The sequence below is a fragment of the Bradyrhizobium sp. SRL28 genome (assembly GCF_018596315.1).
Taxonomy (GTDB): Bacteria; Pseudomonadota; Alphaproteobacteria; order Rhizobiales; family Xanthobacteraceae; genus Bradyrhizobium.
Genome location: NZ_JAHEAG010000024.1, coordinates 60,667 through 86,063, shown reverse-complemented (window position 1 = coordinate 86,063; position 25,397 = coordinate 60,667). Strand labels below are relative to the sequence as shown.

The window sequence follows — 25,397 nt, the reverse complement described above, 5'->3', positions numbered from 1 at the left end:
GGCAGGTAAAGTCGAGTGATCTGCCTTACCCCAAAAGCGATCCGCACCACCGTAAAGAAGCCAAGTTGCCTGCTAGGCAGGACTGGGGCAAAGGTCTTGCCGAACAATCATGGCAGGGGATGGCATGTTGCTGGTGACCGGGGGTGCCGGTTTTATCGGGTCGAACGTCGTGGCTGCGTTGAATGACGCCGGCCGGGATGTGGCCGTGTGCGACGTGCTCGGCCAGGACGGGAAATGGCGCAACCTGGCCAAGCGCCGGCTCGCCGATTTCGTTCCGCCTTCGGAACTGATGGACTGGCTGAAGGGCCGCCGGCTGGAGGCCGTCATCCATCTCGGCGCCATCTCCGAGACCACGGCGACCGACGGCGATCTGGTAATCGAGACCAATTTCCGGCTGTCGATGCGGCTCCTGGACTGGTGCACGGCGAACGCCACGCCGCTGATCTACGCGTCCTCGGCGGCGACCTATGGCGACGGTAGCGCCGGTTTTGGCGACGACCAATCCATGGATGCCTTGAAGAAGCTGCGGCCGATGAACCTCTACGGTTGGAGCAAGCATCTGTTCGACATGGCGGTCGCCGAACGCGCCGCGCGCGGCGAACGGCTGCCGCCGCAATGGGCCGGGTTGAAGTTCTTCAACGTGTTCGGCCCCAACGAATATCACAAGGGCACGATGATGAGCGTGCTGGCGCGGCGCTTCGACGACGTCAAGGCCGGGCGCCCCGTGCAATTGTTCAAGTCGCACCGGGAAGGGATCGCCGATGGCGACCAGCGCCGCGACTTCATCTATGTCGACGACGTCGTGCGCGTGACGATGTGGCTGCTCTCGACGCCCGGCGTCAGCGGGATCTTCAATGTCGGCACCGGCACCGCGCGCAGCTTTCGCGACCTGATGCTGTCGGCCTATGCCGCGCTCGGCGCCACACCGAATATCCAGTATATCGACATGCCCGAGCAGATCCGCGGCAGCTATCAATACTTCACCCAGAGCGACGTCGATCGGCTGCTGCGCGCCGGTTACAATGGCGGCTTCACCGCGCTGGAAGACGCGGTCGAGATCTACGTGAAAAATTTTCTCGATCGCACCGATCGCTTTCGCTGATGGGTACCAGGTAGACAGATGTTCGATTTTGAAACCCTGAGCCAGGCGATCCCGCGTCAGACGGTGCTCTGCATCGGCGACCTCATGCTCGACGAATTCGTCTATGGCGAGGTGTCGCGCATTTCGCCGGAAGCGCCGGCGCCCGTGATCGCCGTCCAGCGCAGCGAGACCAATGTCGGCGGCGCCGGCAATGTCGCGCGCAACATCGCTGCTCTCGGCGCGCGCTGCATCTTTGCCGGCCTGGTCGGCGAGGACGAGGCGGGCGCCAAGCTGAAGGCCGATCTGGCGCGGGAGAGCCTGATCGAGGCCGTGCTGGTCTCCGATTCCTCCCGCCCGACCACGCGCAAGGTGCGCTTCGTCTCCGAACATTTTTCCACCCACATGCTGCGCGCGGATTGGGAGCAGGCCGTTCCGGCCTCGGCAGAGATCGAGCAAAAGCTGATCGACGCGATCCTGCCGCTCCTGCCGCGCGCCGATATCGTGCTGCTGTCCGACTACGCCAAGGGCGTGCTGACGGCGCGCGTCATCCGCAACATCATCGATGCCGCCAAGAAGCTCGGCAAGCGCGTGATCGTCGATCCCAAGAGCGCCAATTTCGCGATCTATCGCGGCGCCACGCTGCTGACGCCCAACCGCAAGGAATTTGCGGAAGCCACCCGCAGCCGCGCCGATACCGACCTGAACATCGCAGCCGCGGCGCAGGACGCGATGGTTCTCGCCGATTGCGAGGCGATGCTGGTGACGCAGAGCGAACACGGCATGACGCTGGTGGCTCGCGGAGCTGAGGCGATCCACGTGCCGGCGTTGCCGGTCAAGGTGCGCGACGTTTCGGGGGCGGGCGATACGGTCGCCGCCGTGCTGGCACTGACGCTTGCGGCCGGGGCCGACTGGGAGACGGCGCTGCGGATGGCGAATGCGGCAGCCGCCGTCGCGGTCGGCAAGAAGGGCACCGCTACCGTGACGCCGGCAGAGCTGCGGAGGAGGATCCTGCCGCATGCCTCGCTGGCGGCCGAAGAGAAGATCGTGCCTGTTGGCGGCGATCTCGACGTGCATCTCTCGGATTGGCGCCGGCAGGGGCTGCGCATCGGCTTCACCAATGGCTGCTTCGACATCCTGCATCCCGGTCACGTCAAGGTGCTGACGGCCGCGCGCGGCGCTTGCGACCGGCTGATCGTGGGTCTCAACAGCGATGCCTCGGTGAAACGATTGAAGGGCGAGGGGCGCCCGGTTCAGGACGAAATCGCGCGCGCCGAAGTGCTGGCGGCGCTGGAGGCGGTCGATCTCGTCGCGATCTTCGAGGAAGACACGCCGATCGGTCTGATCGAGAAAGTGAGGCCAAGCGTGCTGGTCAAGGGCGGCGACTACGCCCGCGAGCAGGTCGTCGGCCACGAGATCGTCGAGGCTGCCGGCGGCGAGGTCGTGCTGGTCGACATTCTGCCGGGCCACAGCACGACCTCACTGGTCGATCGCGCGCGGGGAGGCAAGGTGTGACCGCGGTAACGGCCCCTCCGCCGATGTCCCTGGTGCGGCGCTACTGGGGAGACCGGGCGCTGTGCACTGTGAGATCGATTGGGCTTCGGCTCGATTTTTGGAAAAAATCCCTGGGGCTCCTTTCGGAGGCGCCGGTCGTCGGCCACGGGACGGGGTCGCTGCGCGGGCTCTTCGAGCGGGCCGCGACCGATTACTCCGATTCGGCCCGGAGCAAGATTATCAGGAATCCACACAACCAGACGTTGAATGTCGCGGTGCAGTGGGTTACTATCGGGGTCGTTCTGTTGTACGCGATGTGGTGGGTGCATCTGCTGCGGTTTCGTGGCGAGGGTCTCGTCGCCTGGATCGGATTGCTTGTCGTGGTGCAGAATATCTTCACCTCGCTGTTCAACGCCCACCTATTCGATTTTCATGAGGGGTGGATGTACGTGCTGGGCGTCGGGGTTGCCGGCGGTATGACGCTCGCGGCCAAGCAGCGCAGCCTGCCTGCGGCTCCGGTGGTGCCGCGATGATGGCGGCGGACCGCCTGCGCAACACGATGGGCTCGCTCGGCTCGATGGTTTCGTCGGTGTTTTCCGCCTGGCACGATCCGGCGGCGCGGATACGGAACGTCGATCTCATCGCGGTCCTGGTTGCGATCCTTTTGCCGTGGTCGACCAGCGGCGTCAGCGTCGGCATGATGCTCTGGCTTGCCGCCCTTGCCGTCACGCTGGAGCTGCGGCCGTTCCTGCATTCGTTGAAGCGCCCGATCTGTGTGTTTCCGATTGCACTCGTGGCATTGGCCGGAATGGGAACCCTGTGGTCGGACGCGCCTTGGAGTGCGCGCACATATGCCTTGAGCCCCGCGACGAAGCTGCTCGTATTGCCGTTCCTGTTCTATCATTTCGAGCGCTCGACGCGCGGCATGTGGGTATTCATCGCGTTCCTGGCGTCCTGCACGCTGCTGACGGTCGCGTCCTGGGTGGTTGCAATTGATCCCAGCCTCTCGCTGAAAGCTCCCAACGAGCCGCAAGGGCACGGCATCTTCGTCAAGAACTATATCGACCAGAGCCAGGAATTCTTGTTGTGCACGGTCGTGCTTGCTTTCCCCATCATCGCGCTGCTGCGAGAAGGGAAAGTCCGGCAAGCGCTGTTGCTGACGCTCGTCGCGGCGAATTTTGTCGTCAACATGGTGTTCGTCGTCGTGTCGCGGACGGCACTGGTGACGCTGCCCGTCATGCTCGCCGTGTTCGCGATGGCGCACCTGAAATGGCGAACCAACGTCATGCTGCTGGTTGCCGCCGTCGTATTCGGTGCGCTGGCCTGGACGATGTCGCCTCAACTGCAGGCGACGACGGACAAGTTCGCGCGGGATTACCGGATCTACAAGGAATTCAATCAGCCGACGTCGATCGGGCTGCGGCTCGAATTCTGGGAGAAGTCGTTGCGGTTCTTTGCCGAGGCGCCCGTCATCGGCCACGGCACGGGATCAACGCGACGGCTGTTCGAGGCGGCGGCGACCGGGCCTGCGGTGCTGGCGCAGGCGCAGGTGATCGGGAACCCGCACAACCAGACCCTCAACGTCGCGGTCCAGTGGGGCACGATCGGGGTCGTGATCCTGTACGCAATGTGGCTTTCGCATTTCTCGCTGTTTCGTGACGAGGGACTGGCGGCCTGGATCGGGCTGATGGTGGTGCTGCAGAACATGTTCAGTTCGCTGTTCAACTCGCATCTGTTCGATTTTCATGAAGGCTGGATGTATGTGCTGGGCGTCGGTATCGCCGGCGGCATGGTGCTGCGTGCCAGGTCAGAGGCTGCGGAATGTTCCGGAACAGCCCGGCCATGATCGCTGGCATGCGCGCCGCAGATAAGATATCAGCGGACAAGGGAACGCGCCTTGCGAATCCCCTTTCTTTCCGCAGCTGGCCATTGGAATGACGCCCCTTTCGCAACTGACCCGTCGCAACTACCTGATCGCAGCGCATGATGCGCTGGCGACAGCCGTTGCGCTGCTTGCAAGTTTCTATCTTCGATTTGACGGAGGCGAGGCCTTCTATGCCCGCTTGCCGCTGCTGCTGCGCATTCTGCCGCTCTTCATCGTGTTCAGCGTCGTCATCTGCTACGTTTTCAACCTGACCACGACGAAATGGCGTTTCATTTCGCTCCCCGATGCGTTGAACATCCTGCGCGTGGCGACCGTTCTGGCGGTAGCGCTCGTCGTGCTGGATTATGCCTTCATTTTCGGGACATCGAACGGCAAGGCGCCGGTCCTGTTCGGCCGTATCACCATTGTTCTCTACTGGTTCCTCCAGGTGTTCGCGCTCAGCGCCCTCCGGTTCGGTTACCGGTATTTCCGTTATTCGCGCGTGCGCCGTCATGCCCGGACCGAAGGGGCCGCATCGATCCTATTGATCGGCCGCGCTGCCGATGCGGAGGTGCTGTTGCGCGCAATCGAAAGCGGCGCCGTCAAGCAGCTTTGGCCGGTCGGCGTGCTGTCGCCGTCGGCCGCGGACCGCGGCCAGTCGATCCGCAACGTGCCGGTGCTCGGCGGCATCGACGATGTCGAGGACGTGGTGCGCGATTATGCCGGGCGGGGAAAACCGATTTCGCGGGTCGTCATGACCCCGTCGGCGTTCGAACCCGAGGCGCATCCCGAAGCGGTCCTGATGCGGGCCAAGCGGCTCGGCCTGTTCGTCAGCCGCCTGCCGTCGCTCGAAAGTGGCGACGTGCCGAGGCTGACCAATGTCGCCGTCGAAGACCTGCTGCTGCGGCCGAGCGAAAAGATCGATTACGCGCGGCTCGAATCGCTGGTGAAGGGCAAGGCGGTGATCGTCACCGGCGGCGGCGGCTCGATCGGTTCGGAGATTTGCGATCGCGTCGCGACCTTCGGCGCCGCGCGGTTGCTGGTGATCGAGCATTCCGAACCGGCGCTTTACGCGGTGACGGAGGCGCTGACCGCGCACGGAACCAATGCGGTGATTGAGGGCCGAATCGCCGATATCCGCGATCGCGATCGGATCATGAACCTGATGAGGGAATTCAAGCCCGATATCGTGTTCCATGCCGCCGCGCTGAAGCACGTGCCGATCCTCGAGCGCGACTGGAGCGAGGGCGTCAAGACCAACATCTTCGGTTCCGTCAACGTCGCCGACGCCGCGCGGGCGGCGGGCGCAACCGCCATGGTGATGATCTCGACCGACAAGGCGATCGAACCGGTCTCGATGCTGGGCCTGACCAAGCGCTTTGCCGAAATGTATTGCCAGGCACTCGACCATGACCTGATGACGCAATCGGAAGGCAAGCCGCACATGCGGTTGATCTCGGTGCGGTTCGGCAACGTGTTGGCCTCCAACGGATCGGTGGTGCCGAAATTCAAGGCGCAGATCGAGGCCGGCGGCCCGGTCACGGTGACGCATCCGGACATGGTCCGGTACTTCATGACCATCCGCGAAGCCTGCGATCTCGTGTTGACCGCGGCGACCCACGCGCTGACGCCGGCGCGGCCCGATGTCTCCGTCTACGTCCTCAATATGGGACAGCCGGTCAAGATCGTGGAAATGGCCGAGCGGATGATCCGCCTGTCCGGCCTCGAACCCGGCATCGATATCGAGGTGGTGTTCACCGGCATGCGGCCGGGCGAGCGGCTGAACGAGATCCTGTTCGCCAGCGAGGAACCGTCGGTGGAGATCGGCGTCGCCGGCATCATGGCGGCCAAGCCGAACGAGCCGCCGATGCAGACGTTGCGCAAATGGCTCGCGGCGCTGGAGGACGCGATTGCGCGGGATGATCGTTCCACCATCCGCGCGGTGCTCAAGGATGCCGTGCCCGAATTCGGATCGAACGCCGCCTGATCTTTTTCGGCGTCCGGTGGCCGTGCAGCCCGCTTCGAAAGCCATGATGCAGAAGTCCGGAAAAGTCGTCGTCGTCAGCCAGCATTATCCGCCGGATCCGAGCACGACGGCGGCGATCATGGCGGCGATCGGGGAACGCGTGGCGCAGGAAGCCGAAGTCCTGGTGCTGTCGGGAACGGCAGGCTCCGCCGCCACAGCGGCCGCCGGCAAGCCTGCGGTCGTCGAGGTAGCAAATTGGATGCCCGGCAAGGCCGCATTGCTCAAGCGCGCTTTGGCCGAACTGCTGTTCACGATCCGGATGTTCGTCGCGCTGCTGGCGAAGCTGCGGCGCGGCGACGTCGCGCTCACCGTGCCCGCACCCTTCATGCTGCCTTACGCCTTTGCCGCCGCCGCCAAATTGAAAGGCGCGAGGTCGGTGCTGATCATGCATGATCTCTATCCCGACGTCCTCATCATGGCAGGCCTCCTGAAGCCGCATTCGTTGCCGGCAAGTGCGATGCGCGGCCTGAACGCGTTAATGTTTCGCGCGCTCGACGCTGTCGTCATCATCGGCCGCGACACCGAAAAGCTGCTGCTGCGCTATGGCGGAATGACGAGCGACAAGATCCGTTTCATTCCGAACTGGGCGACGCTCGATCGCGGCGTTCGCGCGGTCGATCCTGACAATTCGTATCGCCGTCCGCTTTCCGCCCGCTTCGTCGTCGGGCTATCAGGCAATCTCGGCTTTACCCATGACCCCGTCATCGTGTTCGAGGCGGCGCGCCTGTTGCGCGACGACAAGGATATCCACTTCCTGCTGTCGGGCTGGGGAGTGGGCTTCGACCAGTTGCGCGAGATGCAGTCCGAGGCAAAGCTTCCGAACGTCACCCTGGTCGACCGCGTCGAGGACGAACAGCTAGAGGTGTTTCTTTCGGCTGCGGACGTCTGGATCATTCCCTACCGCAGGAACGTCGCCGGGGTATCGGTGCCCAGCCGGTTCTACAATCTGCTGGCGATCGGCCGCCCGGTGATCCTGGTTTCAGAAGCGAATGCCGAGGCGGCGTTGACGGTGACGGAATACGATGTCGGCTGGGTCGTCGAACCCGGCAGAGCCGATGAGCTCGCGAAAACGATCAGTCGCGCCGCCGGCGCCAAGGACCCGCAGCGGGCCGAGCGCGCGGCCGAAATCGCAGGGCGTTTCGATTTTGAGACCGCCATGGCCGGCTATTGCGGCCTGATCCGCGAACTCTTGCAAAAGCAGCCGGCTTAGCCTGACGACGGCCGCCGGCGCGAGAAGCGGTGCATCAGAAGCGCCGTGGCGATGCCGCCGACGAACAAAAGCAGGATTGCGATAGCCGTCGACGAGGTCATGACCGAGCCGATTGCCAATGCGGCCAGCAGGATGTTGAGCGCAAATACTTCGCTCACCACACGCGGTACGGAAAATCCGTTGTCGGTGGCGCGCTGGTAGAAATGGGTACGATGCGCCGCCCAGAACGGCTCGCGCCTTGCCATCCGCCGAAACAGCGTGACGGTCGCATCGGCCAGATAATAGAGCGGCAACAGCAGGGCGGCTGCGAAGTGCTGATGCCAGGCGAGCTGCAGCAGGCACCAGCCAACGAGCAGGCCGATCGGCAGGCTGCCGACATCGCCGAGAAAGATTTTTGCTACCGGCCGGTTGAAGGGCGCGAAGCCGAGCATTGCTCCGAACAGCGCCGCGGCAGCGACCGTCGTGGGCGCGGGAAGTTCGGCGAGCCAGCCGAGCAGAACGAGCGCGCCGGTGACGGGCACGATCTCGGCGACCGTCATCAGGTCCAGCCCGTCCATGAAGTTGACGAGGTTCACGAACCACAGGCCTGCGAGGAACAGCAAGCTGCGCTCGATCCAGAGCGGGCAGGCCGGGACGATCCGCAGGCTTTCGGGCGCGGCGAGGAGCACCGCGGCGACGGCGAGCCCCTGCAGCAGCAGCCGCGGCACCACTGGGATGGAATTGACGTCATCGGCAAAGCCTACGGCCGCGATGAACAGCGTCGCGCCGAATACCGCGACGGGAATTTTCATCTCGGCCGCGCCGGCAAATGCGATGACCGTGACGGCCGCGACCAGCGTGGCCGCGATCACCGCGATGCCCCCACCCTGCGGTGTCGGAATGCGATGGGAGGAGCGCGCATTCGGCCGTGCCAGCGCTATTCGCACGAGCAGCGGCCGGATCACCCATGTCAGGACGCCCGACAACAGCGCCGCCGGCACTGCGGCGGCCAACGACAGCAGTATTTGCGAACTGGCCATTCTATCCGCGTGGAAAGTTGCTCGAAAGATTATTTGGGAACTGCGATGGGCACCGTGCCCTGATCGGCTTTCTCGACGCTCAATATCCAGACCAGCCCGCCGACCAAGCCGACGATGAAGGATACCGCGCCAAAGAGCAGGGAGATGTTGACACCCTCGTTTGTCATCAGGCCGGCATAGCCGAACGCCAGCCCCATGGTGGCCTCGCGGACGCCCCAGCCGGCAATCGAGATCGGCAGCATGGTGATCAGCATGACAGGCGGAACGAGCTGGAAGATCTGGCCGAACAGCACCGGGGCTGCGATCGATTGCACCACGCACCAGGCGATGACGACAGTGAGCACATGCACGAGCAACGACAGCACCGCGACTTTCGGGCCGTGGGCGCAGCTGAACAGCACGCGGTTGGCGATCACCGAACAGGCGTGGATGTGGTGGGTGCCCCACCAATGCTTCAGCCATGGCCACGGCAGCCGGCCGAGCAGAAGAAATCCGAGGCCGCCGGCAAGGGCTGCGAAATCGACGAACAGCAGCGCCGACCTGCCGTGCGGATCGGTGATCAGGCGGTAGCTCCAGGGCAGGCTCGCGACGATGACCACCGCGAGCGCGATCAGGCCGATGGCACGGTCGACGAAGATGGAATAGGTCGCGGCCCGCCAGCCGGCGCCGCTGCGCGCCACCAGCCACAGCCTGACCGCGTCGCCGCCGATCGAGGAGGGCAGCGTCTGGTTGAAGAAGGTTCCGATCACGTTGAAGCGCATCGCCTGCCTGGTCGGCAGCGGCGCGCCGCACTCCGCGCTGATCTCGCGCCATCGCAGGACGCCGACGAATATCTGCAGGAACGTCACGGCAATCGCCACGCCGATCCAGCCCAGGCTGGACACGTCGATGCGGGCGACGAGTTCGGCAAGGTCGATCTTGCGCAGCGAGAAATACAGGAGCGCCGCCGAGACCACAATCTTCAACGTCGAAAACAGGATACGGCGCATCTCGCCTGTGCTGGGTTTGAGAAGGGGTGCAAAAAGCGATGCAATTCGGCGCCTTGGTATGGTTTTCGAGCCGATCTGGCAATAGCGGGGCTGCTAGGTGTTGCGGCGGCCTCGGCAACGCAGGTAAAGAGGCCCGGACAGAGATTTTCAGGCCTTTGAGCGGCGCCTTCTAGGGGATATGATGCCGGATCAACCCATATTGGTCACCGGAGCTGCGGGTTTCATCGGCTTCCACGTCGCGCGCCGGTTGCTCGCCGAAGGCCGCGCCGTGGTCGGCCTCGACAATCTGAACGATTATTACGATCCGGCGCTGAAGACGGCGCGGCTGGACATCCTGCGCGGGGAGCAGGGCTTTGCGTTCGAACAGATCGATCTCGCCGATCGCGCATCAATGGGGCGCCTGTTCGAAAAACACCGCTTTCCAAAAGTGGTGCATCTCGCGGCGCAGGCCGGCGTGCGTTATTCGATCGACCAGCCGCACGCCTATGTCGACGCCAACCTCCAAGGCTTCGTCAATGTGCTGGAAGGTTGCCGGCATCATGGATGCGGCCATCTGGTCTATGCGTCGTCCTCGTCGGTCTACGGCGCCAATACCAAGCTGCCGTTTTCGGTGAACGACAAAGCCGATCATCCGGTCAGCCTCTACGCCGCCACAAAGAAGGCCAATGAGCTGATCGCGCATTCCTACAGCCATCTCTACCGGCTTCCGGCGACGGGCTTGCGGTTCTTTACCATCTATGGGCCATGGGGACGGCCCGATATGGCGATTTTCCTGTTCACCAAAGCGATCGTGGAAGGGACGCCGATCCGGCTCTTTAACCATGGCCGGATGCGGCGTGACTTTACCCATATCGACGATGTGACGCGGGTCGTCTTGCAACTGGTCGACCAGGCCCCGCGCGACGGCGGCGAGGGCGCCGGGGCGCCGGCAAGGATTTACAATGTCGGCAACAATCATCCGGAAGAACTGACCCATGTGGTAGCAGTTCTGGAGCAGGAATTGGGCCGCGCGGCGGTCAAGGAGATGCTGCCGATGCAGCCCGGCGACGTGACCGAGACCTTTGCCGACGTCGCCGAATTGATGCGCGACACCGGTTTCAAGCCGCAGACTTCAATCGAGGACGGGCTTGCCGATTTTGTCGCCTGGTATCGTGACCACTACAGGATTTGAGACGCCGATGAACCGACGAATTATCCCCCTGATCATGTGCGGCGGCGCCGGAACGCGGCTGTGGCCGGCATCGCGCGAGGTCCACCCCAAGCAGTTCCTGTCCCTGTTCGGGGCGCGCTCGACGTTCCAGGACACGCTGTTGCGGGTTTCCGATGCGACGCTGTTCGAACGGCCCGTCATCATCACCAACAACGCCTATCGCTTCATGGTGCTCGAGCAACTGGCGGAGATCGGGCTCGAGGCCGACGTGCTGCTCGAACCGATGCGGCGCGATTCCGGGCCCGCGATCGCAGCCGGCGCCGCCTTTGCGCAAGCGCGCGACAAGGATGCGATCGTGCTGGCGCTCGCCGCCGACCATGTGGTGAGCGACACGCCCGCTTTCCTCGCCGCCTGCCGCGAGGGACTGACCGCGGCCGAAGCCGGGCACATCGTGACGTTCGGCGTGCAGCCCGAACGCGCCGCCACCGAATATGGCTACATCAATCCGGGCGAGGTCATTGCCGGCAAGGTCCGCGCGGTCGCGAAGTTCGTCGAAAAGCCGGACCCGGCAACAGCCGCGCGCTATGTCGAGGCCGGCTATCTCTGGAACAGCGGCAACTTCATGTTCCGCGCCGCCGTTTTGTCGGATGAATATCGCAAGGTCGACGCCGACAGCGTCCAGGCCGTGAGCGATGCGGTGGCGAAGGCGGGCACCGACCTCGGATTCGTCAAGCTCGAGGAGGCCGCGTTCGGATCGGCGAAGTCGATCTCGATCGATTATGCCGTCATGGAAAAGACCGCGCGCGCCGCGGTCGTGCCGGTCGCGTGCGGCTGGTCCGATGTCGGCTCCTGGCATGCGGTGTGGGAATTGTCCGGCAAGGACGGTGAGGGCAACGCGGCGCGCGGTGCTGCGGTGTTCGAGGATTCGCGCAATTGCAACGTATCGACCGACCGCGCGCTGGTCGCGCTGGAAGGCGTCGACGATCTCGTGGTGGTCGCAACCCAGGACGCCGTGCTGGTAAGCAGGCAAAAGGACGCCAACGGGTTGAAGCGGCTGGTGGCAAAGCTGAAGACGGTCGCGCCGCAGGTAACCGAGGACCATATCAAGGTGCATCGTCCGTGGGGGTCCTATCAGTCGGTCGACAATGGCGACCGTCACCAAGTCAAGCGCATCATCGTCAAGCCGGGCGGGCGGCTCTCGCTGCAGAAGCATCACCACCGCTCCGAGCATTGGATCGTGGTGCGCGGAACCGCGCAGGTCACCGTCAACGAACTGATCAAGACCGTGCACGAGAACGAATCGATCTACATCCCGATCGGCGCGGTGCACCGGCTGGAGAATCCCGGCAAGATCCAGCTCGAACTGATCGAGGTCCAGACCGGCAGCTATTTCGGCGAGGACGATATCATCCGCATCGAGGACGACTACAAGCGCAGCTGAGCGAACAGTAGTTTTACCGGCCCGGCGGCTGTAATTGTTTGAATCAAAACGTGTCCGAAAACGGTCGATCGCGTTCGCCTCATCTGTGACGGCATGGTAGAGAACCGCCGGGGACATCGCCGGCGCAAATCTGCCGAAAATCTGCTTGGGGTCTACAAATCATGAGTTCCAAAGGGTCCGCATTTGAGGCGAAGACCGACGCAACACGCGGCCTGCGCGTTGGCGTGGTCGGCGCGGGTGTGATGGGCAGCAACCATGCCCGCGTGCTGGCCGGTCTGCCCGGGGTGACGCTGGTCGGCATCGTCGATCCGTTGCCGGAACACCGCGCGCGCGCCACCGAGCTCGTCGGCTGCCGCGCGTTCGCCGATCTCAATGAACTGTTCGACGAGGGCGCCGACGCGATCACGATCGCGGCGCCGACCCATCTCCATCACGAGATTGCGCTCGCCTGCATCACGCGCAACATCCACATCCTGGTCGAGAAGCCGGTTGCCACGACGGTGGAGGAGGGGCGGGACATCGTCAACGCGGCGCGCAGCGCCGGCGTGACGCTGATGGTCGGCCATGTCGAGCGGTTCAATCCGGCGGTCGCCGCGATCAAGCAGGCGATCGCGGGCGAGGATATTCTTTCGATCGGCATCACCCGCGTCGGACCGTTTCCGCCGCGGATGTCCAATGTCGGCGTCGTGATCGATCTGGCCGTGCACGATATCGACCTGATCCGCTGGTTCACCGAATCCGATATTGTCGAGGTGCAGCCGCAGCTTTCCAGCGCGGTCGCCGAGCGCGAGGACATCGCGCTGCTGCAGTTCCGCACCGCCTCCGGCGTGCTCGCCCACATCAACACCAACTGGCTGACGCCGTTCAAGGCGCGCAGCGTCACCGTCGCCACCCGCGGCAAATATGTGATGGGCGATCTCCTGACGCGTCAGGTGACCGAGTGCTTCGGCTTCAAGCCCGACGGCAGCTATTCGATGCGGCATCTGCCGGTCGGCCATGACGAACCGCTGCGCGCCGAGCTGATCGCGTTCCTCGATGCCGTCCGCACCGGAAATGTGCCGGCGGTTTCCGGCGACGAGGGCGTCGCAAGTCTCGAAATCGCGATCCGCTGCCTCGAGCAGCCCGCCAAGCCCGCGGCCTCCGCCGCGCGCAAGGGACCGCGCCGCATCGCCGGCTGAACTCTCTCATTCCGATCCAAGCAAGGCTCCATGAACCAGCACATGCGTCCAGAACCCGTTCCCTTCTATGACCTCGGATCGCAGCGCCGGTGGCTCGGCGCATCGATTGATGAGGCGATCTCGCGTGTGACGAGCCATTGCCTCTTCATCAACGGTCCGGAAGTTGCCGTGCTGGAGAAGGCCTTGGCGGATTTCTGCGGCGCCAAGCATGTCGTGAGCTGCGCGAGCGGCACCGACGCGCTTCTGATGGTGTTGATGGCCAGGGAAGTCGGCCCGGGAGACGCCGTCCTGTGTCCATCGTTCACGTTCTGCGCGACCGGCGAAGCCGTGGCGCTGACCGGCGCGACACCGGTGTTCGTCGATGTCGACGAAGCAACCTTCAATATGGATGCCGCCTCACTCAGGCGCGGCATTGCGACGGCGAAGCAGCGCGGCCTGAAGCCGCGGGCCGTGATCCCCGTCGACCTGTTCGGCCAAAGCGCCGACCACGATGCGATCGCCGAGGTCGCGCAGGCCGAGGGCCTGTTCGTGCTCGATGACGCCGCGCAGGGTTTTGGCGCGAGCTACAAGGGCCGCCGGATCGGCTCTTTGGGACTTGCGACCGCGACCAGCTTCTTCCCCACCAAGCCGCTCGGCTGCTTTGGCGATGGCGGCGCTATCTTTACCGATGATGACGAACTTGCCGAGACGCTGCGCAGCATCCGCGTTCACGGCCAGGGCTCCGACAAGTACGACAATGTGCGACTCGGCTTGACCGGACGCCTCGATACTATGCAGGCGGCGGTCCTGATCGAGAAATTGAAGATTTTCGAGGACGAGATCGCGGCCCGCAACCGCGTTGCGGAGCGCTATGCGCGCGGTCTCGGTAACGTCGTGACCGTGCCGCGGCTGGCTTCCGGATGCACCTCGATCTGGGCGCAGTACACCATCCGTCTGCCCGAGGGGACCGATCGCGACGGCTTTGCGGCAGCGCTGAAGGCGCAGGGCATTCCGACGATGGTCTATTATACGAAATCGATGCATCAGCAGACCGCGTACAAGGGTTTCCCGGTGGCGGATGGCGGGCTGCCGGTGAGCGAAAAGCTCTCGGACGATGTCATTAGCCTGCCGATTCACGCCTATCTCGACGAGTCGGCGCAGGATCGCGTCATCGCGGCGGTGCGCGGCGCGCTTTCTTCCTGATTTCCTCCTCTCGCGAATATGCGCTAGAAGCGGCGCATGCTCGGACGCATCTTCACCGTCGGCGGTTACACGCTACTCTCGCGGCTGACCGGTTTCGCGCGCGACATCATGCTCGCCGCCATTCTCGGCGCGGGGCCGGTGGCGGATGCGTTTTTCGTGGCGCTGCGGCTGCCCAATCATTTTCGCGCGATCTTCGCCGAAGGCGCCTTCAACGCCGCCTTCGTGCCGGCCTATGCGCATCTGCACGGCAAGGGCGCAGCGTCGGCAAAGCTGTTCGCCGACCGTATCTTCACGCTGCTGTTTGGGGCGCAGGTCATCCTGCTCGTCCTGGCCTGGTGGTTCATGCCGGAGGTCATCGCCGTCCTCGCGCCCGGGTTCAAAGACGATCCGGCGCGCGGCGAGCTGGCGATTTCGCTGACGCGGATCACGTTTCCGTATTTGCTGCTGATCACGCTGGTGACGCTGTACGGCGGCATGCTCAACGTGATGCATCGCTTTGCGAGTGCTGCCGCCGCGCCGATCTTTCTCAATCTGTCGATGATGGCGACGCTGGCGCTCGCCGCGTTCTTTCCGGGCGCGGGCTACGCCGCCGCATGGGGCGTCCTGCTCGCCGGCATCATCGAGTTCCTGCTGCTGGCCGGTGATGCGGCAAAGACCGGCATCCTGCCGAAATTCGCTGCTATCAAATTCGACGAAGACGTGCGTGCGTTCTTTCGAGCGCTGGGCCCCGCGACCATCGGTTCGATGGGAACGCAGATCGCGCTGTTCGCGGACACCATCATCGCGACCTTTCTGGCGGCGGGCGCGCTTTCGGCGCTGTATTACGCCGACCGTCTCAACCAGTTGCCGATCGGCGTGATCGGGATTGCGATCGGCACCGTGCTGTTGCCGGAAATGTCACGGCGTCTTGCCGCGAACGATATCACTGGGGCATCGGCCGCGCAGCGGCGGGCGTTCGAATTTTCGCTGTTGTTCTCGGTGCCGTTCGTCGCCGCCTTCCTGACCGTACCTGACGTCATCATGCGTGCGATGTTTGCGCGTGGCGCGTTCTCGAACGCGGATGCCGCAGCCGCGGGCGCCACGCTGGCCGCTTACGCGATCGGACTGATTCCGTTCGTGACCATCCGCAGCGCGGTGGCGACCTTCTATGCCCGTCATGACACCGCGACGCCGGTCAAGGCGGCGCTGACCGGCGTGGCCGTCAACGTGGCGCTGAAGGTCGCGTTGATGGGCGCGCTGGCGCAAATCGGCCTGGCGCTCGCCACCGCCGTCGGGGCCTGGGTCAATCTGTTGCTGGTGCTCTTCTTCGCGGTGCGTGCAGGTTATCTCGAACTCGACCGCGCCTGGATGATTTCGCTCGCCAAGTTTACGGCGGCCGGTGTCCTGCTCGCTGCAGCGTTGTGGGGCATCGCCCGATTCGCCAGCGTCTATTTCGCGCAAATGCACACCTTCCGGGACGAGACCGTGTTGCTGCTGCTGATCGCGGCAGGCGCCTTTGTGTACGGGGTCTTGATTCTGCTGCTGTTCGGCAGGGGGTGGCTATTTGTGCTGGTCCGCGAGCGCCAATCCCGGGGCTAAACTTCTGTGAATAAACGAAATTTTCTAGAAGTGGCGCGGTCGCCGCGTTGACGCAGTTCGCGTCTGCCGCCGAAAAAACGGCGGCATTGTGAGCCGGGCATCATCAAGTTTTCTTGTTGTGCAGGTGCGGAAAATCCGGCCGCTGGAATAGTGGTCGCCGCCCAAAGCGGTTTGCGCTGACGCGCGAACCGCTGCAATATGGAATGCTTCTAGAGCATGACCCGGAAAAGTGGGTACCGGTTTTCCGAAAGGGTCATGCTCAAACAAAAAGATGGGGCGGGATGACGGTTCGAAGAGGCGTCATCGTGCTCCAGGACAATTGGAGATACGATGGCAGCTCCCATCAAATTCGGCGTCGGTCAAAGCGTTCTCCGCAAGGAAGATGACGCGCTGATTCGCGGCAGGGGCCGCTATACCGACGACCATTCGCCACAGCCTGCGCTGCACGCGCTGATGCTGCGCTCGCCGCATGCGCATGCGAAATTCACCATCAACGTCGCCAAGGCCCGCGGGATGCCGGGCGTGTCGCTGATTCTGACCGCGGCCGAAGTCGGTGATCTCGGCGATCTGCCGTGCCTGTTCAACCTGGAAACCGATCCCTTCACCGGCCCGCCATACCCGATCCTCGCCAAGGACGAGGTGCGCCATGTCGGCGACGCCGTGGCCTTCGTGGTCGCCGATTCCATCGACCAGGCCCGCGACGCGATCGAGGCGATCGACGTCAAATGGACGCCGCTTCCTTCGGTGGTCGGCGTCGTCAACGCCGTCAAGCAGGGCGCGCCGCAGGTCTGGCCCGACAAGCCCGGCAACGTGCTGTTCGACGTGCCGGTCGGCGACAAGAAAGCAACCGATGCCGCCTTTGCGAAAGCACATGCGGTCGCCGAAGTATCGATCGTCAATCCGCGCGTCATCACCAACTTCATGGAAACGCGCGCAGCCGTCGCCGAATACGACGCCAAGCGCGATCATCTGACGCTGACCATCGGCAGCCAGGGCAGCCATCGCCTGCGCGAAATCCTGTGCGGCATGGTGCTGAAGATGCCGATGGAGAAGATGCGGGTGATCTGCCCCGACGTCGGCGGTGGCTTCGGCACAAAACTGTTTCCGTATCGCGAATACGCGCTGATTTCGGTTGCCGCGAAAAAGCTGCGCAAGACCATCAAATGGACCGCCGACCGCTCCGATCACTTCATGGGCGACGCGCAGGGCCGCGACAACGTCACGACCGCGAAGATGGCGCTGGCCGAGGACGGCAAGTTCTTAGGCATGGACGTCGACCTGATGGGCGACATGGGCGCCTATCTCTCGACCTTCGGGCCTTACATTCCGCATGGTGGCGCCGGCATGCTGCCCGGGCTCTATGATATCCAGGCCTTCCACTGCCGCGTCCGCACCGTGTTCACCAACACCGTGCCGGTCGATGCCTATCGCGGCGCGGGCCGCCCTGAAGCTGCGTATGTGATCGAACGGCTGGTCGACGCGGCGGCACGCAAACTTGGGCTGACGCCGGATGCGATCCGGCGCAAGAACTTCATTCCGCCGAAGGCGATGCCCTACAAGACCGCGACCGGAAAGGTCTACGATTCCGGAGACTTCACGGCGCATATGAAACGCGCAATGGAAGTCGCCAACTGGAAGGAGTTTCCCAAGCGCGCCAAAGCGGCGAAGAAGGCTGGCCTCGTGCGCGGCATTGGCCTCGCCAGCTACGTCGAGGTTTGCGGCACCATGGGCGAGGAGACGGCGAATGTCGCGCTCGATCCCAATGGCGACATCAGCATTCTGATCGGCACTCAGTCGAGCGGGCAGGGCCATCAGACGGCTTACGCGCAACTGGTCGCCGAGCAGTTCGGGGTGCCGCCGGAACGCGTCCACGTCCTGCAGGGCGACACCGACAAGATCGCCACCGGTCTCGGCACCGGCGGCTCGGCGTCGATCCCGACCGGCGGCGTCAGCGTCGAACGCGCGACCCGCGATCTCGGGGCTAAGCTGAAGGAGATCGCGGCCGAGGCGCTCGAGACCAGCGCCGGCGACCTCGAGATCAGCAATGGGCTCGTGCGCATCGCCGGCACCGATCGCTCGATCAGCTTCGCTGACCTCGCCAAACGGCCGGGCGTCGATCCGTCGAAGTTGAATGCGAGCGCGACCTTCGCGCAGGCCGACGGCACCTATCCGAACGGCACGCATCTCGCCGAAGTCGAGATCGATCCCGCCACCGGCATCATCAAGATCGTCAACTATGTCATCGTCGATGATTTCGGTGTGACGCTCAATCCGCTGCTGCTCGCCGGCCAGGTGCATGGCGGGGCGATGCAGGGGATCGGCCAGGCCTTGATGGAGCAGGCGGTCTACAGCGCAACCGACGGCCAGCTCGTCACCGGCACCTTCATGGACTACGCGCTGCCGCGCGCATCCGACGGCCCGTCATTCCATTTCGAAACCCACAACGTGCCGTGCACGACCAATCCGCTCGGCGTCAAGGGTGCGGGCGAGGCCGGCGCGATCGGCTCCTGCCCCGCGGTGGTCAACGCAATCATCGAGGGGTTGTGGCGCGAGTACAAGATCGACCACATCGATATGCCGGCCACGGCCGAACGGGTCTGGATCGCGATCCGCGAGGCGCAGAAGCAGCATAATCTCTGATATTTTGTCGCATGCGGAATGATGCACCGCGTGCGGTGTTGGCAAAATCAGGCGGGCTCGCGGTGGTCGCGGGTCCGTATTTTGGCTTAAGAAGGGGCAAGCGAATGAAGCGAATGTTGGTAGTCGCGGGAGCATTGCTCCTGAGCGTCGGTGCAGTTGTCGCCCAACAGGACGTGGCCAACCAGACCCAGACAACCATGAAGGCAACCGGAAGGGCCTTGGGCGCGGTCTTGAGTCCGATGGTCAAGGGTGAAAAACCCTATGACCAGGCCGCCGTCACTACGGCCCTCGGCCAACTGGAAGAGACGGCAAAGAAGCTGCCGACGATGTTTCCGGAGAGCATCAAGGGTGTGAAGATCGAAGGTGACTACAGTTCGTCGCCGAAGATCTGGGAAGACAAGGCCGGCTTCGCTGCGAAGATCGACAGCTTCGCCAAGGTCGTGACCGAAGCCAAGGGGAAGATCAAGGATCTCGACTCGCTCAAGGCGAACGTGCCTGCCATCGGCAAGGAATGCAGCGGCTGCCACGAGACGTTCCGCCTCAAGATCTAATTCGGATCAGAAAAAGAGGGCGGCGTGTGAAGCGTTCCGCCCTCTTTTTAGTTTGCCGTCATTCCTGCCGTCAGCCGTGAATTTACTTCGTTACCTGACCGCGGATTTCGCCACCCGGATTGGCTGCGGTGTGAATGTTGACGTAGTACTTGCCGGCCACGAGGTCCGCGGCCTGCGCATCGGTCAATGTCGCGCTGCCCTCGACCGGGCTCGACGTCGCATTGGGGATGGCGACCGCAACGCCGGCATTCTTGCCGGCTTCGGCGGGACCGTGGAAATGCGCGGCGGTGGCGGGGCCTGACAGGCCGGAATAGCTCAGCTTCCAGCTCAGCTTCTTGCTGGCGGGATCGTAATCGATATCGGCGGTTCCGGTGGCCGCGCTGGTGTTGGGCGGCACCTGGGCCTTGCCGTCGAGTGCGGCCTTCATCTTGTCGGCAAAGGCGGGTCCGGCAAACGCAATCGCTGCCCCGAGCGCAAGCGTGACAAGCATGGTCTTGTTCGACATGGTGTTTCTCCTTGTTGACGTCAAACGGCGATGTCAGCCTCAAAACAACGACTTCACGAATTTATTCCCGAAACGCCGAGAAAGGCCTGAAATTTCGTGGAAGCCTCTGGCGCAAAGTGCGTTCATACTGGTCGTTGAATTGCGAAGCTTGATGACGGATCGGTGAATGCTGCGACGAATTCTCCTTGTCTTGATCCTGGCTGGCGCCCTCGGTGCCGGCATCTTCTGGTGGCTGACGGTCCCGGCGGTCGTTGCCCCGACCTCGCTTTCTCCCCGCACGCCGAACCTTGCCAATGGCCTCACAACGTTCAATGCCGGCGGCTGTTCCTCCTGCCATGCCGTTCCCAACCAGCCCGATCGGCTGAAGCTGGGTGGCGGGCTTGCAATGCCGTCGCCGTTCGGGACGTTCTACGTCCCCAACATCTCGCCTGATCCCACTTCCGGTATTGGCCGGTGGAGCGAAGCGGATTTCGTCACGGCGGTGCTCAAGGGGACTTCGCCGGACGGCGCGCATTATTTCCCGGCCTTTCCATATGCGTCCTACCAGCATGCGACGGTTGACGACGTCCGCGACCTCTTTGCCTATCTGAAGACGCTGGCGCCGGTGGCCGGCAAGCCGCGCGACCACGACGTGCCGTTTCCATTCAACATCCGCCGTAACGTCGGCATCTGGAAATGGCTGTTCATGGACGACAAGCCTTACACGGCGGACGCCTCACATTCGGCGTCGTGGAATCGCGGCGCCTATCTCGTCAATGGTCTGGGCCATTGCGCCGAGTGTCACAGCCCTCGCAACTTCCTCGGCGGTATCGTCGAGGCGCAACGCTTCGCAGGCGGGCCCAATCCGGAGGGCGAGGGCTGGGTGCCCAACATCACCCAGAAGAGACTGGACGAGTGGAGCGCGAAGGACATCGCCTACTTCCTCGAAACCGGGCAAACGCCTGACGGTGACACCGCAGGCGGATCGATGGTGCGCGTCATCAAGAACACGTCGCAATTGCCGCCGGAGGATCGCGCGGCCATCGCGGAATATGTGAAGTCGTTGCCGCCGGTTGAGGGACCGCCGCGGCCGAAGAAGGCAAAGGATGCTGAGAAGTCATGACCGGCGCGTTGCGCCTGCACTCAGGGCGTCAAGGCCGCAGTGATCGGCATTCGCCTCTCTGGCGGCGCAACGGACGCAATGGGAGGCAGGATCGGCAGTGGCTTGCGCGGCACAGGTGTGGCGATCTTTGCCCGCCTCGAATCCGTATTCGGTTTGGGGGAAACGAGAGCGGCGGTCGGGTCGAAATCGCCGACGCGGTACAGGACGATGCCGCGGTCGAAATTGGCAGTTGCGAAGCGCGGATAATACTGAATCGCCAGATTGTATGAGACGAATCCTGGCACCGGCTCGAAACGGCCGATAGAAGCGGCGTTTGCCTCTTTCGCTGCGGGCGCAACCGCCGATGTCACGGCGGGCTCGACGGTCGATGCGTTGCCCTCGCGTTGGACGCGCGGTTCAACCGAAGCGGTGACGTCAGGATGCAGCGCTGCGACGACTTGCGCTTCGCCGAGGATCTTGTCGGGCGCGATTTCCGCTGCGCCAGGTGGTTTTGAAAATATTCCGAACAGGACGTAGCCGCCGACCAGCACCGCCGAAATGACCGTTGCCGCCATCGTGTTGGAAGCAACCTTGCCGATGACCTCATAGGTCCGCACGGCCTTCGCGACCGGGGCTGGCTGAAGCGCAATGGCGAGCAGTTGATCGTAGGTCTCGCGCTGTTCGGTATCGGTCAGGATGTCGTAGGCGCGCACCAGCTCCCTGAACCGCAGCGCAGCATCGGGATTGTCGGGATTGATATCGGGATGCGTCGCCTTCGCGGCCTTGCGGAATGCAGTCCGCAAGCCCTCGGCGTCGTCGCTCGGAAGGGCTCCGAGCAAATCGTACAGCGTCCCCATGGTGGTACTCGCGACTATTTCCCCCTCGGAATGTCCCCCGCCGCGGAGCCTCCGATTGACGACGCCCTAGCTAATCAAAAATATCTAGGCGGTAGAATGATCCTCTTATGGCAAAAGCGTGCAAATCGCGTGGGATGGTTAACGGGCGAGCGAAACGAAGCCCGGTGACAGGCTGGGATCGAGGGCCTTTTTGGGCGGCCTGGTAGTCGGCGACGACCCATGCTGCTTTGGGTTGCCGCGCGTCGCACGTATGGAATACGTTGCGTTTAATCGCGCGATCCTTGCTTGGATGCCGGTCGCTTCACGTGGGCCGCCGGACCGCTCGCCAAGGGCTCGAACCTTTGCCACGGCACGGGCGGGAACGGCTACACGTTTCTCAAGCTCTACCGCCGCACCAACGATCCGGTTTGGCTGGACCGCGCACGCCAATTCGCCATGACGGCCATCGTCCAGTATCGCGGCGCTCAGATAGCCGTTGGCCGCGGACGGTATTCGCTTTGGACCGGCGACGTCGGCCTTGCAATTTACCTTTGGGATTGCATCACAGGGGAGCCGCGTTTCCCGACGATCGATGTGTTCTGACCCGAACACGGCGACACGTCAGAGCGTAGGGCGGATTAGCGACAGCGTAATCCGCCGTTCGAACCGAAGACGAAAATGGCGGATTACGCCTTCGGCTAATCCGCCCTACGGCCCTTGAACGGCTTCCTGCCGACCAATATTATGAGATAGTTGGCAGGCCACGTTTCGGAGCGCCCATATGGCGTTGGATTTACTTCGATCCGGATACGCAACGCTCGAATACGAGATCGCCGAGGAGAGGGCGTCAGCACTCGGGCGGCTTGGACGGCGGCTTGAGGCCGCGCTGGCGGCACTTGCCGCATGCCCGCGGACGGCCAATTCCGATCGCAAAATCCGCGATGGTCTCGTCGAACAGGCGGGATATGCACTCTGGCTGTTCGTCGTGCAGCGCGAGGCCTGCGGTCTCAGAAAAATCGACCACGTGATACAGGTCTACGGGGTGCCGAACGAGGTGGTTGCCCGCATGGGGCCATTGGCCAAGCCGAGCATCCATCCGACGAAGACCGTAGGAATTGAGGCAGCGCTGCCGCCAATGTTCTGAAACTCGCCTTTCGCGGCGGGTCGCCGCGACGCTCTAATTCACAAGCCTCGGTATTCCCACCTCGTCGGCGACCTGGTCCAGTCCGCGCAGCAGCGCGGGTGCAATGGGAATGCCAAGGTTCGTCCGCCTGAGGCGCGTTTCATGGCTGCGTTCGCCGGGCATCCAGATGCGGTCCACGCCGGGGATGCGCTGGCTGTTGCGGAAGTCGCGCACCAGCGCATCGACGCTTCGCTTGAAGATGGCAATGTCGCCGAAGGCCGAGATGTTGATCGCGGCGATCGCCTGTCCGGTGTTGGTGACGCTGTCGTCGTCGTGATTGAAGTCGATCACGTCGCGGCCCATCGCGGCGCCGCCGAGCGTGCCTGCGAGCAGGCCGATGATCAGCGCAAGGCCGTAGCCCTTGTATCCAGCCTCCATGCCGCCCAGCGGCAGCAGCATGCCTTCGTCGGCGCGTTTCGGGTCGGTCAGCGGCTTGCCTTCGCGATCGATCATCCAGCCCTCCGGCATGGTCTCGCCGCGCAATGCCTTGGTTTTCACCTTCCCATAGGCTGCGACTGTCGTCGCCATGTCGAGCACGATCGGCCTTTCGTCGCCGGCTGGAATGGCCGCCGCGATCGGGTTGGTCGACAGCAGCATGTCGAGGCCGCCCCAGGGCGGGAGGTGATTGGCATTGCCGACCGCGAAATAGAGCCCGATCATGTCATGGGCGAGCGGCATCGTGGCGTAGAGCGAGGCGGGGCCGGCATGGTTGCTGAACTGCGAGTTGACCCAGCCTATTCCGCTGCTGCGCGCCTTTTCGACAGCCATCTCGGCCGCGCGTTTCATGACGAGGTGGCCCATGCCGTTGTCGCCGTTCAGGACGGCCGTGCTGGCGTGCTCATGCACGACGTGGATGTTCGGCCGGACGTTGAAGCCGCCGGCCTTGATCCGCCTGACATATTGCGGCAACCGGCTCACGCCGTGCCCGTCCGACCCCTGCAGGTCGGCCGCGGCCATCAGGCCCGCGACCGTCGCAGCATCGGCGTCCGGCAAGCCCACCGCGGTGAGCGCCTGTTCAATGAAGGCCTTCAGCCGGCCAAAAGTGACTGATGTCTCGGACAGGACAGGTGCTCCGTGCGGCCCGCAGGCGTGGCCGCGCGCCGGGCAAAGTCGACGGCGATTGCGGGCAGGCGGGGCCGCCGTTGCTAGCCGGTGCCGAATGCCTTGAAGGTGATGATGGTGTGGGTGTCCTGGATGCCCGGAATCACCTGCACCCTCTCGTTGACGAAATGGCCGATGTCGGTGTCGTTATCGACGTAGAATTTGACCAGCAGATCGTAATCGCCGGCGGTGGAATAGATCTCCGAGGCGATCTCGGCCTCCGCGAGCGCATTGGCGACGGCGTAGGACTGGCCGAGCTTGCATTTGAACTGGACGAAGAAGGGAACCATCGCTGTCGTCTCCAAAAATGTTGGCCCCAATAGGCCAAAAACCGCTGATAATGGCAAGCCAGCTTGCCGCCAATGGGCGGGCGCGTTAGGACAAGCCACTTAGGACAAGCCACTTAGAACAAGACATGGCCCTGAACACAGCATTTTCACGAGACTTCTGATGACGACGCCGATTGCGCTCACCATCGCCGGCTCCGATTCCTCAGGGGGCGCGGGCATCCAGGCCGACCTGAAGACGTTTGCTGCGCTCGGCGTCTACGGCGCCTCCGTGATCACGGCGCTGACGGCGCAGAATACCCAAGGCGTCAGCGGCATCCACCAGGTGCCGGCGGAGTTCGTGACCGCGCAGATCGATGTGGTGTTTTCCGATCTGGCGGTGGGAGCGGTCAAGATCGGCATGGTGGCGCAGCCCCCGATTATGGATTCTATCGTCGCCGGGCTGGCGCGCTGGTCGCCGAAGCATGTCGTGCTCGATCCTGTGATGGTCGCAACCTCGGGCGACCGGCTGCTCGCGGCTGAAGCGGTGGACGCGCTGCGGACCAGGCTCATTCCGTTGGCGTCGGTGATCACGCCCAATTTGCCGGAAGCCGCAGCGCTGCTCGACGAAGGCGTGGCAGCGGACGAAGCCGCCGTCGAGAAACAAGGCCAGCGATTGCTGGCCCTGGGCTGCAAGGCGGTGCTGATCAAGGGCGGCCACGGGGAGGGCGCCGAGAGCATCGACTATCTGATCGATTCCTCTGGTGTCATCGTACTCGCCGCGCCGCGCATCGCTACCAAAAATACGCACGGCACCGGCTGCTCGCTCTCCTCGGCGATTGCCGCAGGGTTGGCAAAGGGCGAGGACATGGAAAGCGCCGTGCGCAACGCCAAGGCCTGGGTCAGCGCCGCGATCGCCGCTGCAGACCGCTTCAGCGTCGGGCATGGCCACGGCCCGATCCATCATTTTCAGAAGTTTTATTGAAGTCCTATCCGCCGTCGTCCCTGCCTAGTGCGCAATTGCG

22 protein-coding genes and 1 pseudogene are annotated in these 25,397 nt (G+C 63.6%); 17 read left to right on the top strand and 6 right to left on the bottom strand.

The genetic code is table 11. The features are described from left to right. The first annotated feature begins 124 nt into the window (after positions 1-124). From rfaD to KIP88_RS32075, 6 genes and pseudogenes are all read left to right on the top strand, one after another. Positions 125-1,102 carry an ADP-glyceromanno-heptose 6-epimerase gene (rfaD, locus tag KIP88_RS32100; protein WP_214492160.1) on the top strand — a complete coding sequence of 326 codons (978 nt, stop codon included), beginning with the start codon at positions 125-127 and terminating at the stop codon, positions 1,100-1,102. 18 nt (positions 1,103-1,120) lie between these two features. Beyond that, complete coding sequence (rfaE1, locus tag KIP88_RS32095) at positions 1,121-2,593, top strand: D-glycero-beta-D-manno-heptose-7-phosphate kinase (RefSeq protein WP_214492159.1); 1,473 nt, start codon at positions 1,121-1,123, stop codon at positions 2,591-2,593. Between the two features lie 74 nt (positions 2,594-2,667). Continuing rightward, positions 2,668-3,105: pseudogene (locus KIP88_RS32090) on the top strand (O-antigen ligase family protein); the annotation flags it as partial. A 26-nt stretch (positions 3,106-3,131) separates the two neighbouring features. Then, positions 3,132-4,418, top strand: a complete 1,287-nt coding sequence (locus KIP88_RS32085; RefSeq protein ID WP_214492189.1) for an O-antigen ligase family protein — start codon at positions 3,132-3,134, stop codon at positions 4,416-4,418. 88 nt (positions 4,419-4,506) lie between these two features. After that, positions 4,507-6,423 (top strand): SDR family NAD(P)-dependent oxidoreductase, encoded by a 1,917-nt coding sequence (locus tag KIP88_RS32080; RefSeq protein ID WP_214492158.1) that lies wholly within the window; start codon positions 4,507-4,509, stop codon positions 6,421-6,423. A 46-nt stretch (positions 6,424-6,469) separates the two neighbouring features. Further along, entirely contained in the window at positions 6,470-7,672 is a 1,203-nt protein-coding gene (locus KIP88_RS32075; protein ID WP_214492157.1) for a glycosyltransferase family 4 protein, read from the top strand. Here the strand turns inward: KIP88_RS32075 and KIP88_RS32070 are convergent. Beyond that, positions 7,669-8,691 carry a glycosyltransferase family 4 protein gene (locus tag KIP88_RS32070; RefSeq protein ID WP_214492156.1) on the bottom strand — a complete coding sequence of 341 codons (1,023 nt, stop codon included), beginning with the start codon at positions 8,689-8,691 and terminating at the stop codon, positions 7,669-7,671. The genes KIP88_RS32075 and KIP88_RS32070 overlap by 4 nt on opposite strands. Positions 8,692-8,720: 29 nt before the next feature. Further along, positions 8,721-9,680: a lysylphosphatidylglycerol synthase transmembrane domain-containing protein gene (locus KIP88_RS32065; RefSeq protein ID WP_214492155.1), complete on the bottom strand. Its 960-nt coding sequence runs from the start codon at positions 9,678-9,680 to the stop codon at positions 8,721-8,723. Positions 9,681-9,861: 181 nt separating this feature from the next. Here KIP88_RS32065 and KIP88_RS32060 point away from each other — a divergent pair, with 181 nt between their 5' ends. From KIP88_RS32060 to KIP88_RS32030, 7 genes are all read left to right on the top strand, one after another. Then, positions 9,862-10,851 (top strand): NAD-dependent epimerase, encoded by a 990-nt coding sequence (locus KIP88_RS32060; protein ID WP_214492154.1) that lies wholly within the window; start codon positions 9,862-9,864, stop codon positions 10,849-10,851. A gap of 7 nt (positions 10,852-10,858) precedes the next feature. Then, on the top strand, positions 10,859-12,271 hold the full coding sequence (locus KIP88_RS32055) for a mannose-1-phosphate guanylyltransferase/mannose-6-phosphate isomerase (protein WP_214492153.1): 1,413 nt from the start codon (positions 10,859-10,861) through the stop codon (positions 12,269-12,271). A gap of 161 nt (positions 12,272-12,432) precedes the next feature. After that, positions 12,433-13,449: a Gfo/Idh/MocA family protein gene (locus KIP88_RS32050; RefSeq protein WP_214492152.1), complete on the top strand. Its 1,017-nt coding sequence runs from the start codon at positions 12,433-12,435 to the stop codon at positions 13,447-13,449. Positions 13,450-13,479: 30 nt separating this feature from the next. Continuing rightward, entirely contained in the window at positions 13,480-14,631 is a 1,152-nt protein-coding gene (locus KIP88_RS32045) for a DegT/DnrJ/EryC1/StrS aminotransferase family protein (RefSeq protein ID WP_214492151.1), read from the top strand. 36 nt (positions 14,632-14,667) lie between these two features. Then, the gene (gene murJ / locus KIP88_RS32040) at positions 14,668-16,209 is read left to right on the top strand and encodes a murein biosynthesis integral membrane protein MurJ (protein ID WP_214492150.1); all 1,542 of its coding nucleotides are present in this window, start codon (positions 14,668-14,670) and stop codon (positions 16,207-16,209) included. A gap of 330 nt (positions 16,210-16,539) precedes the next feature. Next, positions 16,540-18,849: a xanthine dehydrogenase family protein molybdopterin-binding subunit gene (locus KIP88_RS32035; RefSeq protein ID WP_214492149.1), complete on the top strand. Its 2,310-nt coding sequence runs from the start codon at positions 16,540-16,542 to the stop codon at positions 18,847-18,849. A gap of 104 nt (positions 18,850-18,953) precedes the next feature. Beyond that, a complete protein-coding gene (locus tag KIP88_RS32030; RefSeq protein WP_214492148.1) occupies positions 18,954-19,400 on the top strand; it encodes a cytochrome c in 447 nt (148 codons plus the stop codon). A gap of 82 nt (positions 19,401-19,482) precedes the next feature. On the opposite strand, the gene KIP88_RS32025 is transcribed toward KIP88_RS32030, so the two are convergent. Beyond that, the gene (locus KIP88_RS32025) at positions 19,483-19,905 is read right to left on the bottom strand and encodes a CHRD domain-containing protein (protein ID WP_214492147.1); all 423 of its coding nucleotides are present in this window, start codon (positions 19,903-19,905) and stop codon (positions 19,483-19,485) included. A gap of 166 nt (positions 19,906-20,071) precedes the next feature. Between KIP88_RS32025 and KIP88_RS32020 the strand changes: the two genes are divergently transcribed. Then, positions 20,072-21,007 (top strand): cytochrome c, encoded by a 936-nt coding sequence (locus tag KIP88_RS32020; RefSeq protein ID WP_214492146.1) that lies wholly within the window; start codon positions 20,072-20,074, stop codon positions 21,005-21,007. Positions 21,008-21,027: 20 nt separating this feature from the next. Here the strand turns inward: KIP88_RS32020 and KIP88_RS32015 are convergent, their stop codons facing one another. Next, on the bottom strand, positions 21,028-21,843 hold the full coding sequence (locus tag KIP88_RS32015) for a J domain-containing protein (protein ID WP_214492145.1): 816 nt from the start codon (positions 21,841-21,843) through the stop codon (positions 21,028-21,030). Positions 21,844-22,128: 285 nt separating this feature from the next. Here KIP88_RS32015 and KIP88_RS32010 point away from each other — a divergent pair, with 285 nt between their 5' ends. Next, complete coding sequence (locus KIP88_RS32010) at positions 22,129-22,425, top strand: lanthionine synthetase LanC family protein (protein WP_249791162.1); 297 nt, start codon at positions 22,129-22,131, stop codon at positions 22,423-22,425. Between the two features lie 178 nt (positions 22,426-22,603). Next, a complete protein-coding gene (locus KIP88_RS32005; RefSeq protein ID WP_214492144.1) occupies positions 22,604-22,966 on the top strand; it encodes a DUF6665 family protein in 363 nt (120 codons plus the stop codon). A 33-nt stretch (positions 22,967-22,999) separates the two neighbouring features. On the opposite strand, the gene KIP88_RS32000 is transcribed toward KIP88_RS32005, so the two are convergent. Further along, the gene (locus tag KIP88_RS32000) at positions 23,000-24,037 is read right to left on the bottom strand and encodes an Ldh family oxidoreductase (RefSeq protein ID WP_283848545.1); all 1,038 of its coding nucleotides are present in this window, start codon (positions 24,035-24,037) and stop codon (positions 23,000-23,002) included. Between the two features lie 113 nt (positions 24,038-24,150). Next, entirely contained in the window at positions 24,151-24,396 is a 246-nt protein-coding gene (locus tag KIP88_RS31995) for an Lrp/AsnC ligand binding domain-containing protein (RefSeq protein WP_214492143.1), read from the bottom strand. A 160-nt stretch (positions 24,397-24,556) separates the two neighbouring features. Between KIP88_RS31995 and thiD the strand changes: the two genes are divergently transcribed. Then, positions 24,557-25,357, top strand: coding sequence for a bifunctional hydroxymethylpyrimidine kinase/phosphomethylpyrimidine kinase (thiD, locus tag KIP88_RS31990; RefSeq protein ID WP_214492142.1), 801 nt, complete (start codon positions 24,557-24,559; stop codon positions 25,355-25,357). The last annotated feature ends 40 nt before the right edge of the window (positions 25,358-25,397 follow it).